At 62.5% G+C, this 13,486-nt stretch carries 12 protein-coding genes; 2 read left to right on the forward strand and 10 right to left on the reverse strand.

What is annotated here, in order from left to right; genetic code table 11:
- Positions 1-23: 23 nt before the first annotated feature.
- The 6 genes from AC3WQS_RS20900 to pafA form a co-directional block, all read right to left on the reverse strand.
- Complete coding sequence (locus AC3WQS_RS20900; protein ID WP_021344319.1) at positions 24-2,735, reverse strand: DEAD/DEAH box helicase; 2,712 nt, start codon at positions 2,733-2,735, stop codon at positions 24-26.
- A gap of 48 nt (positions 2,736-2,783) precedes the next feature.
- Entirely contained in the window at positions 2,784-3,812 is a 1,029-nt protein-coding gene (gene tatC, locus AC3WQS_RS20905) for a twin-arginine translocase subunit TatC (RefSeq protein ID WP_019748510.1), read from the reverse strand.
- 73 nt (positions 3,813-3,885) lie between these two features.
- Positions 3,886-4,161 (reverse strand): Sec-independent protein translocase subunit TatA, encoded by a 276-nt coding sequence (gene tatA, locus AC3WQS_RS20910; protein WP_003944836.1) that lies wholly within the window; start codon positions 4,159-4,161, stop codon positions 3,886-3,888.
- 134 nt (positions 4,162-4,295) lie between these two features.
- On the reverse strand, positions 4,296-5,273 hold the full coding sequence (locus AC3WQS_RS20915; RefSeq protein WP_020907807.1) for a helix-turn-helix transcriptional regulator: 978 nt from the start codon (positions 5,271-5,273) through the stop codon (positions 4,296-4,298).
- Positions 5,273-6,286, reverse strand: coding sequence for a helix-turn-helix transcriptional regulator (locus AC3WQS_RS20920; RefSeq protein ID WP_019748512.1), 1,014 nt, complete (start codon positions 6,284-6,286; stop codon positions 5,273-5,275). The genes AC3WQS_RS20915 and AC3WQS_RS20920 overlap by 1 nt, the downstream gene beginning before the upstream one ends.
- 110 nt (positions 6,287-6,396) lie before the next feature.
- A complete protein-coding gene (gene pafA / locus AC3WQS_RS20925) occupies positions 6,397-7,755 on the reverse strand; it encodes a Pup--protein ligase (RefSeq protein WP_007729869.1) in 1,359 nt (452 codons plus the stop codon).
- Positions 7,756-7,899: 144 nt separating this feature from the next.
- Here pafA and AC3WQS_RS20930 point away from each other — a divergent pair, with 144 nt between their 5' ends.
- Positions 7,900-9,318, forward strand: a complete 1,419-nt coding sequence (locus AC3WQS_RS20930) for a phosphatase PAP2 family protein (protein ID WP_021344323.1) — start codon at positions 7,900-7,902, stop codon at positions 9,316-9,318.
- 37 nt (positions 9,319-9,355) lie between these two features.
- Here the strand turns inward: AC3WQS_RS20930 and prcA are convergent, their stop codons facing one another.
- The 4 genes from prcA to dop all read right to left on the reverse strand — a co-directional run bounded on the left by prcA (position 9,356) and on the right by dop (position 12,836).
- Entirely contained in the window at positions 9,356-10,123 is a 768-nt protein-coding gene (gene prcA / locus AC3WQS_RS20935) for a proteasome subunit alpha (RefSeq protein ID WP_019748514.1), read from the reverse strand.
- A complete protein-coding gene (gene prcB, locus AC3WQS_RS20940; protein WP_019748515.1) occupies positions 10,120-10,998 on the reverse strand; it encodes a proteasome subunit beta in 879 nt (292 codons plus the stop codon). The genes prcA and prcB overlap by 4 nt, the downstream gene beginning before the upstream one ends.
- Entirely contained in the window at positions 10,995-11,189 is a 195-nt protein-coding gene (locus tag AC3WQS_RS20945; protein WP_003944925.1) for a ubiquitin-like protein Pup, read from the reverse strand. The genes prcB and AC3WQS_RS20945 overlap by 4 nt, the downstream gene beginning before the upstream one ends.
- Before the next feature lie 147 nt (positions 11,190-11,336).
- Positions 11,337-12,836, reverse strand: a complete 1,500-nt coding sequence (gene dop, locus AC3WQS_RS20950; RefSeq protein WP_019748516.1) for a depupylase/deamidase Dop — start codon at positions 12,834-12,836, stop codon at positions 11,337-11,339.
- A 58-nt stretch (positions 12,837-12,894) separates the two neighbouring features.
- On the opposite strand from dop, the gene AC3WQS_RS20955 reads away from it, so the two are divergent.
- A complete protein-coding gene (locus AC3WQS_RS20955) occupies positions 12,895-13,452 on the forward strand; it encodes an NUDIX hydrolase (protein WP_060938584.1) in 558 nt (185 codons plus the stop codon).
- The last annotated feature ends 34 nt before the right edge of the window (positions 13,453-13,486 follow it).

Below are 13,486 nucleotides of genomic sequence, written 5' to 3' on the forward strand. Positions count from 1 at the left end.
CGAATCAAACCACATAGTTGCGGTCATGCTGCGTCGACAGCAACTACCCCGCGACGAATTGCAGCTACCGCCCGCGCCGCAGTCTTCGCGACGTCGGCATCCGTCGATGTCAGGCGGACCTGATCGAGGAGATCGATCACCTGACGACACCAACGTACAAAGTCACCCGCAGACAGCGCACGGCCCTGCACTCCGGCCGCGATCAGTGCGTCGACAAGCGAGTTCTCACTCGCCCAGTGATAAACGGCGGTGACGAATCCGAGATCCGGTTCCCGCGTCGGCGGCAGCTTGTGACGAATCTCGTCCGACCGCAGTTCGCTCCACAATCGTTGAGTGTCGTTGAGGGCGTGACGAAGCGCCGCTGTCGGCACCCGATCAACGGTGTCGCCGTCCCGACGTGATTCGTAGACCACCGAGGAGACGACGGCCGCCAACTCGGCCGGGCTGAGACCTGTCCACGCCCCGGTCCGCAGGCACTCGGCGACCAGAAGGTCGCTTTCCGAGTAGATGCGGCTGAGTCGTCGTCCGGATTCGGTGACTTCGGGCGCTGCTTCGGCAGTCATGTATTCACGCTCTTTGAGTAGCGCAATGATGCGGTCGAACGTCCGCGCCAACGAGTTGGTCGTGGCCGCTGCCTTTTCCCTCATCGACTGCGTTTCCCGGGCCAGCCGGTTGTAGCGCTCACCGATCCGGCTCAGATGTTCACGATCGGGCCAGCTGTGGCACGGATGCGAGCGAATAGCGCGTCGCAAAGTAGCGACCTCGGCGTCTTCGGACGCGCCCGCCTTGTGGCGCTTCTTCCGCCGGGGAGCACTGATCCCGGTACTACGCAACGCCGAGGCCAGATCGCGCCGGATCCTTGCGGTGTGGTGATCGACATGCTTGGGCAGGCGCATCTTTCCCAGAACGTCGGCTGCTTCCGGGAAATCACCCGAGGAGAGTCGGCCGGCCCACTGATCGGCAGTCAGAACCAGCGGACGCGGGTCCTTCGGATCGTTGTCCGGGACGAGGACCACTGCCACCCCGGAATGACGACCGATGGGAATTGCGATCACATCACCGCGGGCGAGTGCACGGAGGGACTCCACCGCATCTCCGCGTCGATCTTCGCGGCCCTTACGTTCGAGCGCGCGCTCGCGCGCACTGAGCCGCTCACGCAACGACGCGTATTCGAAGTATTCGCCGTCCGCACCGCCGAGTTTCTCCTGCAAACCCTTCAGGGCTTCTTCGTTCCGCTCGATGCCACGCACCAGGCCGACCACCGAGCGATCCGCTTGGAATTGTGCGAAGGAACGCTCGAGCAGCTTCCGTGAATCGGCCGCGCCCATGCGTTCGACGAGGTTGATCGACATGTTGTACGAGGGGCGGAACGAACTGCGGAGCGGGAACGTCCGGGTCGACGCCAAGCCGGCGACATCCGTGGGCTCGACCCCGGGCTGCCACAGAACCACAGCGTGCCCTTCGACGTCGATGCCGCGTCGGCCTGCCCGACCGGTCAGCTGCGTGTACTCCCCCGGTGTCAGTTCGGCATGCGATTCACCGTTGTACTTGACCAGACGTTCGAGGACCACCGTGCGTGCCGGCATGTTGATGCCGAGGGCCAGCGTCTCGGTCGCGAAGACCGCCCGCACGAGACCCTTGACGAACAGTTCCTCGACTGTCTGGCGAAATGCCGGCAACATGCCGGCATGGTGAGAGGCCAGTCCGCGTCGCAGTGCCTTGCACCAGTCCCGATATCCGAGAACTTCGAGATCCTCCTCGGGTAGTTCCCCGGTGTGTTTCTCGATGATGGTGTCGATCTCGCGAACCTGCTCCGGCGAAGTCAGATCCAGTCGGGACCGCAGGCACTGTGCAAGAGCCGCATCACAACCGGCGCGGCTGAAGATGAAGGTGATCGCCGGGAGCAGTCCGGACTGGTCCAGCTGCGCGATGACGTCAGGTCGTGGCAAGGGTCGGAAATCGTTGGAACTCTGGTAGCTGCCACGACGCCCGCGGCCACGCGGCTGCCAGCTCTCGACGCGTTCGAGAGCCTGACGCTGCTTGACGTGGCGAACCAGATCCTGATCGACGAGCACGGTCTTCGGCCCAGCGGCAGGATGACTGCGGCTGTCGAAGAGATCGAAGATCCGTCGACCGACCATGATGTGCTGCCACAGCGGGATCGGCCGCGTCTCGTCGACGACCACGGTGGTGTCGCCGCGGACGGTTTCCATCCAGGAGCCGAATTCTTCGGCATTGCTCACGGTCGCCGACAAACTCACCAGCCGAACATCCTCGGACAGGTGCAGGATCACTTCCTCCCACACCGCACCACGGAACCGGTCCGCCAGGTAGTGCACTTCGTCCATGACTACGTGCGAAAGCCCGCGCAGTGCCTCGGAATTTGCGTAGAGCATGTTCCGCAGGACTTCAGTGGTCATGACGACCACCGGTGCGTCGGAGTTGATACTCGAATCACCCGTCAGCAGGCCGACCTCGCTCGGGCCGTACCGCTCGACGAGTTCTGCGTACTTCTGATTACTCAACGCCTTGATCGGCGTCGTGTAGAAACACTTGCGGCCCGCCGCGAGAGCCAGGTGGACAGCGAACTCGCCGACCACGGTCTTGCCTGCGCCGGTCGGCGCGCAGACAAGGACTCCGTGGCCCGCTTCGAGCGCAACGCATGCCTTCACCTGGAATGGATCGAGTTCGAACTTCAGGCTGGACGCAAACGTGCTCAGTTCACTCTTGTTCATAACCACCTCGTCAGGGTTTCACACGCCGCCGACGTGGTGGCACGGCGCTCAGAGGGTGTCAGTGAAATCCTGACCGGGCGCGTTGTCGCCGCCGGTGTCGGATTTCTCCGCAACCGGAGCCTTGGACTTGGACTTACGTCCGAACAAACCACTCGATTCGGCCTTGGGTTTGGTCGGATTGTCGAAAGCCTCGTTCAGATCGGACGGAGACGAGATGGAGGACGCTTCCTCGTCGGACAGTGCGCCCCAGTCTTCACCGGCTCGCTTGGCCTTACGTTTGTCGTTGAGGCGAGCGATCTGAACAGCGACCTCGAAGAGAAGCGTCAGGGCCAGCGCGAGCGCCAGCATCGAGAACGGATCCGAACCCGGCGTGGCGACTGCAGCAAATACGAAAAGCCCGAAGATCAATCCTCGACGCCAGGCCTTCAAACGCTCGTACGTCAGAATGCCGGCAAAGTTCAGCACGACGACGAGCAGTGGAATTTCGAAGCTGACACCGAAGATGAGCAGCAGGTTGATGATGAAGCCGAAGTACTCCGAACCACTGAGCGCGGTGATCTGGACGTTGTCACCGATGGTCAGGAGGAAGTGCAAAGCCTTCGCCACGACGAGGTACGCCAGGATCGCGCCGAGAATGAAGAGTGCGGCACCAGCGGTGACGAATCCGACCGCGTATCGACGTTCTTTGGCGTAGAGCCCCGGGGTGATGAATGCCCACAATTGGTAAAGCCACACTGGGCAGGCAAGAACGATGCCGGCGGTGAGCGCCACTTTGAATCGCAGCATGAACTGCTCGAACGGCCCGGTCGCCAGCAATCGGCACGCGTCGTCGGTGCTGAGGTTGGCGCGACTCTCGGACGGAAGCTCGCAGTACGGTCCACGAAGCAGATCGCCCAGACTCTCGAGACCCAGTATCGAGTGTGAGTACCAGAAGAAGCCGAACGCCGTGGTGATGATCACGCCGAGGAATGCGAACAACAAACGAGTCCGCAATTCGTACAGGTGGTCGACCAACGACATGGTGCCGTCTGGGTTGACCTTCCGCTTGCGGTTACGCGGATCTAACGGAATACGCACTGTGCATCCTGGTCTTGGTCAGCAGACAACCGGGGTGAACGAATATTTCACCCCGGCTAGAACGCAGTGTGTACTAGAGCGGCTTGACTTCGGTCGGCTGCGCAACAGGTGCTGCTGCACCGTTTGCGACCACCGCGGTGTTGGCCGTCGGCAACTGTGCCGGAGCAGGCTGTGCGACCGGCGCGCTTGCGGGCGCCGCATCGTCGTTCTGCATTTCCTTGACTTCGCTCTTGAAGATGCGGAGTGAACGACCCAGACCGCGTGCTGCATCGGGAAGCTTCTTCGACCCGAACAGAATTACGACGACAACAGCGACAATCAGCCAATGCATCGGCTGCATTGCACCCATAACGACCTCCCATGATCAGATTCCTCGATGCTACCGGACACAACCGGCGCTCGGAGGTGTCAAAGCACTTACTTCAGCTACCTTTTACCTGTTTGTTTCCTGCGAACCCACTGAACGCGCAGTTTCCCCAACTTTTACGAACCGATTACGTCGTAGGCGTCGAGTGCCGCAACGGCCCGATCATGGACTTCGGAGACCAGTTCCGGCGGATGAAGGACCCGAACTCCCTCACCGAATCCCAACACCAGCCTTGCCATCCATTCGAGTGTTCCGAAACTCATCGTCGCCTCGACCGACCCGTCACCGTTCACGTGCTCGACGTCCATCGGGTAGTAGTCGAGCATCCACACCCACTCTTTGGTGATGAACAACCGTGCTTCCGGAAGGGAACCGTCGCCGCTGAACAACTCGAGATTCGAATCCTCCTCGAGGGCCTGCGGCGGCGGGTCGGCCGGCTCGTCGAGTTGGACGGCGGCATCGATCCGATCGAATCGGAACAACCGCACACCCTCGGCCTGACGGCACCAGGCCTGGAGGTAGCTGTAGTTGTCGACCAACACGATACGAACGGGATCGACGATGCGCTCGGAGACCGCGTCACGCGAGGCCGAGTAATACGTCAATCGCAGGGCGGTCTTGTCTGCGAGCGCGGCTCTGACCGTCGCGGCGATCGGGTCTTCGGCGATGTCCGGCGCCGGCGATGTATCCCGGTCCTGACCGATAGCTCGTGCCGCGGCCGAGCCTGCTGCGTCCTCGATCTTCGCGATAGCGCGCTGGGCCGACGACGGATCGACCATGCCCGGCATTTCCACCAACGACCGAAGGGCGATCAGCAATGCCGTCGCTTCGGTAGAGGTGAGGCGCAGCGGGCGATCGATCCCGGCCGAGAACGTGACCTCGATACTTTCCTCGGAGAAGGACAGGTCGATGAGATCGCCGGGACCGTACCCGGGCAGTCCGCACACCCACAGCTGATTCAGATCGGTCATCAGTTGAGTCGTGCTGACGCCGAGTTCCTCGGCCGCCTCGGCGGGACTGATGCCCGGATTCGCGATGAAGTACGGCACGAGGTTGAGCAGCCGTGCCAACCGCGATGACAGTCGATTGCTCATCAGTTGTCCCCCTGTCCGTCATTGCTGGTGGCCGGGCTCGCCGCGGCGGCGCGAAGCTTCGCGACGACCTCAGCACGCAAATCCGGTGGATCCAACACCAGTGCATCCAAACCGTGACCGGCGATCAACCGAGCGGTCCATTCCCAGGATCGGACGGGAATGGCCAGCACGCTGCCATCACGATCGGTCAGCCGCCGATCGGACGACGACGTCGCAAGCCGCCGAAGCTCATGTGCGCGGCCGTCTGCGACCCAGACCGTGGCGGTTCCGGTGACGACTCCCGATCCGGTCACGCGGTCGACGACCTCGCGAAGATCAACACCCTCGGGTTTGTGAACCGAACCGGCCGGGCCGAACTCCCTGACATCGTCACCGATCCGGGAGAGCCGGAAGGTCCTCACCGCATCACGGTCGACGTCGTGCCCGACCAGATACCACTTGCCGTTGTGCGTGACTACGCCCCACGGCTCGACGGTGCGCTCGGTGAACGGTTCGTTCAACGCGCCGCGGTGCTGAAAATGAACTGCTCGTCCGGCGTCGACGGCTGCAAGCAGCTTGCCGAGCGCGGGCTCCGAACCGCGGGTGCGCGCGGGAATCGCCGTGACCGGCGCGGCACTGACTTCTGAGTCGACCTGGACGCCGGCCGCTCGGAGTTTGAGTAGTGCACTCTGGGCTGCCGAAATCAGTTCCGGCGACTCCCACAACTGCACGGCGACGGCAACCGCAGCAGATTCCTCGCTGGTGAGGTCAACGTCCGGAAGCTCATAGGCATTGCGATTGATCCGATAACCCTCGACCGTCGAGAACCGTCCTGCCAGACCGGTTTCCAACGGGACACCCAGGTCACGAAGTTCGTTCTTGTCGCGTTCGAACATGCGACTGAACGCTTCGTAGTTCGCGGAATCGTTGTACCCGGCCACACTGTCGCGGATTTTCTCCGCCGTGAGGAACTGTCTGGTGGACAGCAATGCGATCACCAGGTTCATCAACCGCTCGATTTTTGATGTCGCCACGCCGAAATCCTAGTGGCTATCCGATAACCGAACGCGCGCCGGACACTTTCGTGCCCGGCGCGTCGCCGCAAAACAGACCTGCCGTGTTGTAAATCGTGAAAGTGGGTGACCTACATCGAAGCGATCAAACGCTCGACACGCTCGTCGACGGAACGGAACGGATCCTTGCAGAGCACCGTTCTCTGCGCCTGGTCGTTGAGCTTGAGGTGAACCCAGTCGACCGTGAAGTCCCTGCCTGCGGCCTGGGCGGCAGTGATGAAGTCGCCTCGCAATTTGGCGCGCGTGGTCTGCGGCGGATTCTCGACGGCATCGTCGATCGTCTCGTCCTCGGTGACCCGCTTGACCAAGCCCTTTCGCTGCAGCACGTCGAAGACACCCCGGCCGCGTTTGATGTCGTGGTACGCCAAGTCGAGCTGCGCGATCTTGGGATCGGACAGGTCGAAACCGTGACGGTCCTGGTAGCGCTGGAACAGCTTGCGCTTGATGACCCAGTCGATTTCCGTGTCGACCTTCGCGAAATCCTGAGCTTCGACGGCATCGAGGGTGCGACCCCACAGGTCGACTACCTGCTCGACCTGCGGGTCCGGTTCGCGGTTACGCAGGTGTTCGACTGCCTTGGCGTGGTATTCGCGTTGAATGTCGAGGGCACTGGCCTGACGACCACCAGCTAGACGGACAGGCTTTTTACCCGTCACGTCGTGACTCACCTCGCGGATGGCACGAATCGGGTTGTCCAAAGCGAAATCGCGGAACGAAACCCCGGCTTCGATCATCTCGAGCACGAGTGCTGCAGAACCGACCTTGAGCATCGTCGTTGTTTCGGCCATGTTCGAATCGCCGACGATCACGTGCAGTCGGCGGTACTTCTCGGCGTCGGCATGCGGTTCGTCGCGGGTGTTGATGATCGGACGCGAGCGCGTGGTCGCCGACGAGACACCTTCCCAGATGTGTTCCGCACGCTGCGAGAGGCAGAACGTCGCGGCCTTCGGCGTCTGCAGCACCTTGCCGGCGCCGCAGATCAACTGGCGCGTGACGAGGAACGGCAACAAGACATCCGAAATGCGGGAGAACTCACCGGCGCGCGCGACGAGAAAGTTCTCGTGGCATCCGTACGAGTTTCCGGCCGAGTCGGTGTTGTTCTTGAAGAGGTAGATGTCGCCGCCGATCCCCTCCTCGGCGAGTCTCGCCTCGGCGTCGATCAGCAGTTCTTCGAGCACTCGCTCACCGGCACGGTCGTGATTGACCAACTGGATGAGGCTGTCGCACTCTGCGGTCGCGTACTCCGGGTGCGAACCCACATCCAGGTACAAGCGGGCTCCGTTACGAAGGAAGACATTGGAGCTGCGACCCCACGACACGACACGACGGAAGAGGTAACGAGCAACCTCGTCGGGGCTCAGTCGCCTGTGCCCGTGAAAGGTGCAGGTAACGCCGAATTCCGTCTCGATACCCATGATTCGTCTCTGCACACTTCGACACTACAACCAGAATGCGAGGTTCACCCGTGTACTTCGATCGCGTCGTAAGTCACGACTCGACAACGTCGGGCGGCGGCATAGTGTGACGGTGTGAGCCTTATTCGCCGAAAAGTTGTCCGAAGCGACGTCAAAGTCATGGAAAGCACTGGAGCACTGCGCCCTTCCGTGCTCGACCCGACCATGCGGTTTCTCTCCAGAGCTGCCGATCACGGCGTTTTGTGGATGGTTGTCGCAGCCTTGCTCGCGATGATCGGTGGCCGCCCCAGGAGGGCAGCGGCACGTGGGATGCTCGCGCTGGCAGGTTCGAGCGCGCTGGCCAACGGCATACTCAAGCCCCTCTTCCCCCGCCGGCGCCCACCGGCGCGTGTCTGGCTGAGCCCGAAGCGAGGCGTCGACATTCCGACGTCGTCCTCGTTCCCCTCCGGGCATTCGTCTTCTGCCGCGGCATTCACCGCGGCAGTGGCCATGGAGTCCCCGGCGGCGGGCGCCGCACTCGCGCCACTGGCCGCAGCAGTGGCGTACTCACGCGTTCACAACGGAGTGCACTGGCCGTCCGACGTCTTCGCAGGCCTCGCGGTCGGCGGCGCAATCGCTGCCGGCACACGTCGTTGGTGGGCGGTGCGAGACGAAGAACCCGCCGAACTCGGACCCGAATGTGTGGTTCCCGCGCTCGCGCGCGGAGAAGGCTTGTTGGTCTTCACCAATCCTGGTTCAGGCTCCGAGGACGACGGGATCGTGGAATCGATTCGAGAACTGCTGCCGGAGGCCATCGTCTACGAGTTCGACGCGGACATCGACTTCGACATGCAGATCGATGCCAAGATCCCCGAACTCTCGCCGAAAGCGTTAGGAGTATGCGGCGGCGACGGAACAGTGGTCACGGTCGCGACCGCGGCGACAAAGCACGAGCTACCACTTGCGGTCTTTCCCGGCGGAACGTTGAACCATTTCGCCCGCGACGTCGGGGCGGTGAATGTCGAGGAGACCGCACAGGCAGTCGAGTCCGGTCAGGCGGCATTTGTCGACCACGCGGTGGTGCGCACGGATTCCGGAGTGACTGCACGGTTTCTCAACACAGCCAGCCTGGGCGGATACCCGGACGCTGTGCGTCTGAGGGAAAAGTGGGAACCGCGTTTCGGTAAGTGGCCGGCCGCTGGTGCTGCAATGATCCGGGTTCTCGCAGCGGCAGAGCCGATGACTGTCACCATCGACGGGAAGCGGACCACCATCTGGATGCTTTTCGTCGGAAACGGGCGATACTCCCCCGCTGATCAGGTGCCGATGTCGCGTCCGGAGATGAACCGTGGACTGCTCGACGTCCGCTACTTGCGCGCGGACAAGAAGTTCTCGCGTTCACGCCTGCTGTTTGCTGCTGCCACAGGAACATTGGGCAGCTCGCGGGTCTACGTTCGCGAACTCGTGTCCTCGATGTCGGTTCGAGTGGCCGATTCACCGGTAGCCATCGCCACCGACGGTGAAGTGGTGGCAGACGCGCGCCGGTTCGATTTCGACACCGAACCGGGCGCGGTGGCCGTCTACAGAATCACGCAGTAACTCCAGACCTGCAGTAACTCCCAGACCGACGCAGCAACTACGAGGGTGCGTCGCCGTTTGCCGGCGGCGCGTCCTCAGTTGCTGCCGGAGTTGGAAGCATCTCTTCCAATGCCGAACCAGCGATTCTTTTGAACGCACGGCGTGGACGGTTGCTGTCGAGAACGGCAACCTCGAGTGCACTCACATCGAGTGTTCGCGGTTCCGCCTCAGTGGTTCCGGCCGGCGCCGGACCGCCCTTTTGAAGCGCCCCAACCGCGAGCCGCACCGCGGATTCGAGGTCGAGGTCTCGCTGGTAGGACTCGCGCATCGCCGTCACGATCGGTTCGGTTGTACCGCCCATGACCACGAATTCCTGCTCGTCCGCGATGGAACCGTCGTACGTGATCCGGTAGAGCTGAGCCGGCGTACTACTCCCGAAACGGCCGATCTCGGCAACGCAGATCTCGACCTCGTACGGCTTGGGCTGCTCGGTGAAGATCGTTCCCAAGGTCTGTGCGTACGCATTGGCGAGGGAACGCCCCGTGACGTCCCGACGGTCGTACGAGTACCCACGCATGTCGGCGTGGACGATGCCCGCGCGGCGCAGATTCTCGAACTCGTTGTACTTGCCCACTGCCGCAAATCCGAGACGGTCGTACAGTTCACTGACCTTGTGCAGCGCCCTCGACGGGTTCTCGGCGACAAAGAGCACTCCGTCGCGGTAGGTGAGAACGACGACGCTGCGTCCGCGGGCAATTCCCTTGCGCGCCAATTCCGAACGATCGCGCATGATCTGTTCGGCTGATGCGTAGTACGGCATCGTCATAGCGCAGACTCCCCTTCCGGACTCGCTGTCGCAGTACGAGCCGCGACGATCTCCCTTGCGATCTCGGCAGCCTTGGCCGTCGACAACTCCACGGCACCGGCCGAGGTGATGGTGACCGCTGTCGGATAGATCCCGCGTGTCAGATCAGGACCACCGGTAGCCGAATCGTCATCTGCCGCGTCGTACAGCGCCTCGACCGCGAACCGAAGCGCGGTGTCCTCGTCGATTCCCGGGGAATACAGCTTCTTGAGCGCCGATTTCGCGAACAGGGAACCGGATCCGACTGCGTGATAGCCCGCGCGCTCCTCGTATCGCCCACCGACGACGTCGTAGGAGACGATGCGACCTGCCCTCGACGGATCGACCGCGTCCAGGTCGTAACCCACGAGCAATGGCACGACCGCCAAACCTTGCATCGCTGCTCCGAGATTTCCTCGAACCATCGACGAAAGTCGATTGGCCTTGCCGTCGAACGTGAGTGGGACGCCTTCGATCTTCTCGTAATGTTCGAGCTCGACCGCGAAGAGCCGGACCAGTTCGATTGCGATCCCGGCCGTACCGGCGATACCCGCAGCCGAGTAGTCGTCCGTGACGTACACCTTCTGCACGTCACGGCTGGCGATGAGGTTGCCCATCGTCGCTCGGCGATCACCCGCGAGCAGAACACCACCCGCATAGCTGATCGCGACGATGGTGGTGCCGTGCGGAGCTACGTCTCCCCCGCCCATGACAACACCTCCTGTGTCGGCGAAGCGGTTCTGCGGAAGATGCTCCGGTGCATGCACCCGAAGGTATTCCGAGAATGACGACAGATTCGAGCCGAAGCTCAACCGTGTGTCCCCGTCGGTGATCCGGGGCGCGCGATCCACCGTCACTGGCCGCCCTTCTGGACATAGGCACGGACGAAGTCCTCGGCGTTCTCTTCCAACACGTCGTCGATCTCGTCGAGCAGGTCGTCGGTTTCTGCAGCGAGCTTCTCGCGACGTTCCTGGCCGGCACTGCCGTCGCCACCAGTGGTTTCGTCGTCTTCGCCGCCACCGGCACGCTGCGTCTGTTCTTGAGCCATCGCCGTCGACCTCCTTGTGTGAAGGGAGCTCTCGCGAGCATCCTGTTCGGCCCAGCAGAGTCGGTAACTGATCCCGCTCGGACCTTCACCCTACCGAGCGGCACCGTCAGGTGTGGAGAGACGCGACGGCGAGCCGCATCGGCTGTTTCAGTGAGTGAGCTGATCAACCAATTCCGCGGCGCTGTCAACGGAGTCGAGCAACGCTCCGACGTGCGCTTTGGTACCTCGAAGCGGCTCTAGGGTGGGGATGCGGATCAACGACTCGCCGCCGAGATCGAAGATGACCGAATCCCAGCTCGCGGCCGCGATATCGGCACCGAATCGGCGTAAGCACTCGCCACGGAAGTATGCGCGAGTGTCGGTGGGAGGGTTCGTGACCGCGTCGAGAACCTGCTGTTCGGTGACAAGCCGCTCCATGGAGCCGCGAGCAACCAGACGGTTGTAGAGGCCCTTGTCGAGTCGCACGTCGGAGTACTGCAGATCCACCAGATGCAATCGCGGAGCCGACCACGCGAGTCCCTCACGATTGCGGAAACCTTCGAGCAGACGCAGTTTGGCCGGCCAGTCGAGGATGTTCGCGCACTCCATGGGATCGCGCTCGAGGAGATCGAGAACCATCGCCCACTTGGCGACGATATCGTCCGCTCGCGGATCACGATCCGCCTCGCGATCGAGGAACTTCGAGACCCGTTCGAGGTAAATACGTTGCAGCGCAAGCCCCGTCAGTTCACGACCGTCGGCCAGCGCAACGGTCTTGCGAAGAGTGGGGTCGTGGCTGATGTGGTGGACGGCGGTGACCGGACGTGCCAGTTGCAGATCGGTGAGGTCGACGCCCGCCTCGATCAGGTCGAGTACCAGCGCGGTTGTTCCCACCTTGAGGTAGGTCGACATCTCCGCGAGGTTCGCGTCACCGATGATGACGTGCAGCCGGCGGTACTTGTCCGCATCCGCGTGCGGTTCGTCGCGGGTGTTGATGATTCCGCGCTTGAGCGTGGTCTCGAGGCCTACTTCGACCTCGATGTAGTCGGATCGCTGCGAAAGCTGGAATCCGGCCTCGTCGCCGGACTGACCGAGACCCACACGACCGGAACCGCAGATCACCTGCCTGGACGCGAAGAACGGCGTCAAGCCGGTCACGATCGAGGCGAACGGGGTGTCACGCGAGCAGAGGTAGTTCTCGTGCGTGCCGTACGACGCACCCTTGCCGTCGACGTTGTTCTTGTACAACTGCAACCGTGGGGCACCCGGCACGCTGGAGGCATGCCGCGCAGCTGCCTCCATCACTCGTTCGCCGGCCTTGTCCCAGATCACGGCATCGAGCGGGTCGGCGACCTCGGGGGCCGAATACTCAGGATGGGCGTGGTCGACGTACAACCGTGCCCCGTTGGTGAGAATCATGTTCGCGGCGCCGATCTCGTCAGCGTCGATGACCGGTGCGGGCCCGCTCATTCGCCCCAGATCGAAGCCTCGGGCATCTCGCAGCGGAGATTCGACCTCGTAATCCCAGCGTGTGCGCTTGGCCCGTGGCACGCCCGCTGCGGCGGCGTAGGCAAGCACCGCCTGGGTTGAAGTGAGAATCGGATTCGCCGACGGCTCACTGGGTGAAGATATTCCGTATTCGACTTCGACACCGATGATCCGCTGCATGACACAAGAGCCTATGTGATTGCGGCGCGGCACCCACAGGCGTGGCACAGTTGGAGGAATGCACCAACCTCTCACCGCAGACCTGAATCCCGCGGACGAGGTAGTCGCCGTGTACGACCGGACGGGTAATCCGATCGGCCGAGCACCACGTTCCGTCGTCTACTCGGGTGGGCTCTGGCACGCGAGTGCGGGCGTCCTGGTTCGCACCGGGGACGGCTCCCGCATCTACGTCCATCGCCGAACCGACACGAAAGCGGTGTTCGGGGGCTATCACGACTGTCTTGCCGGAGGTGTCGTTGATCCAGGTGAGACGCCGCAGGAAACTGCGATCCGTGAAGTCGGTGAAGAACTCGGAATCTTCGGAACTTCAGATCAGCCACTCCAACTGACGGAGATCGCTCGAATCTCCTGGGACGGCGAGTGGAACAACTCTCCGTTGCGCTGTCACCTGTTTGCGTTCGAACTCAGATACGACGGGCCGATGGCACATCAACCCAGCGAGATCGCCGAAGGTTGGTGGTGGACGCCGAAAGAACTCGGCGCCCACCTGCAGGACCCGTCGTGGCCGTTCGTTCCGGACTCACGCGCACTGCTGGCCGACTATTGCTGGAGCTGAACACCGCTGGAGTTGAACACCGCTGCGACTGAAC

The organism is Rhodococcus sp. FW305-130, from assembly GCF_058788335.1.

Excerpts from the sequence above, each read along its gene's own strand:
- AC3WQS_RS20900 (WP_021344319.1), bottom strand. The coding sequence starts at position 2,735 with ATGAACAAGAGTGAACTGAGCACGTTTGCGTCCAGCCTGAAGTTCGAA.
- AC3WQS_RS20955 (WP_060938584.1), top strand. The coding sequence starts at position 12,895 with ATGCACCAACCTCTCACCGCAGACCTGAATCCCGCGGACGAGGTAGTC.
- AC3WQS_RS20915 (WP_020907807.1), bottom strand. The coding sequence starts at position 5,273 with ATGAGCAATCGACTGTCATCGCGGTTGGCACGGCTGCTCAACCTCGTG.
- AC3WQS_RS20930 (WP_021344323.1), top strand. The coding sequence starts at position 7,900 with ATGGAAAGCACTGGAGCACTGCGCCCTTCCGTGCTCGACCCGACCATG.
- prcA (WP_019748514.1), bottom strand. The coding sequence starts at position 10,123 with ATGACGATGCCGTACTACGCATCAGCCGAACAGATCATGCGCGATCGT.
- dop (WP_019748516.1), bottom strand. The coding sequence starts at position 12,836 with ATGCAGCGGATCATCGGTGTCGAAGTCGAATACGGAATATCTTCACCC.
- tatA (WP_003944836.1), bottom strand. The coding sequence starts at position 4,161 with ATGGGTGCAATGCAGCCGATGCATTGGCTGATTGTCGCTGTTGTCGTC.
- AC3WQS_RS20945 (WP_003944925.1), bottom strand. The coding sequence starts at position 11,189 with ATGGCTCAAGAACAGACGCAGCGTGCCGGTGGCGGCGAAGACGACGAA.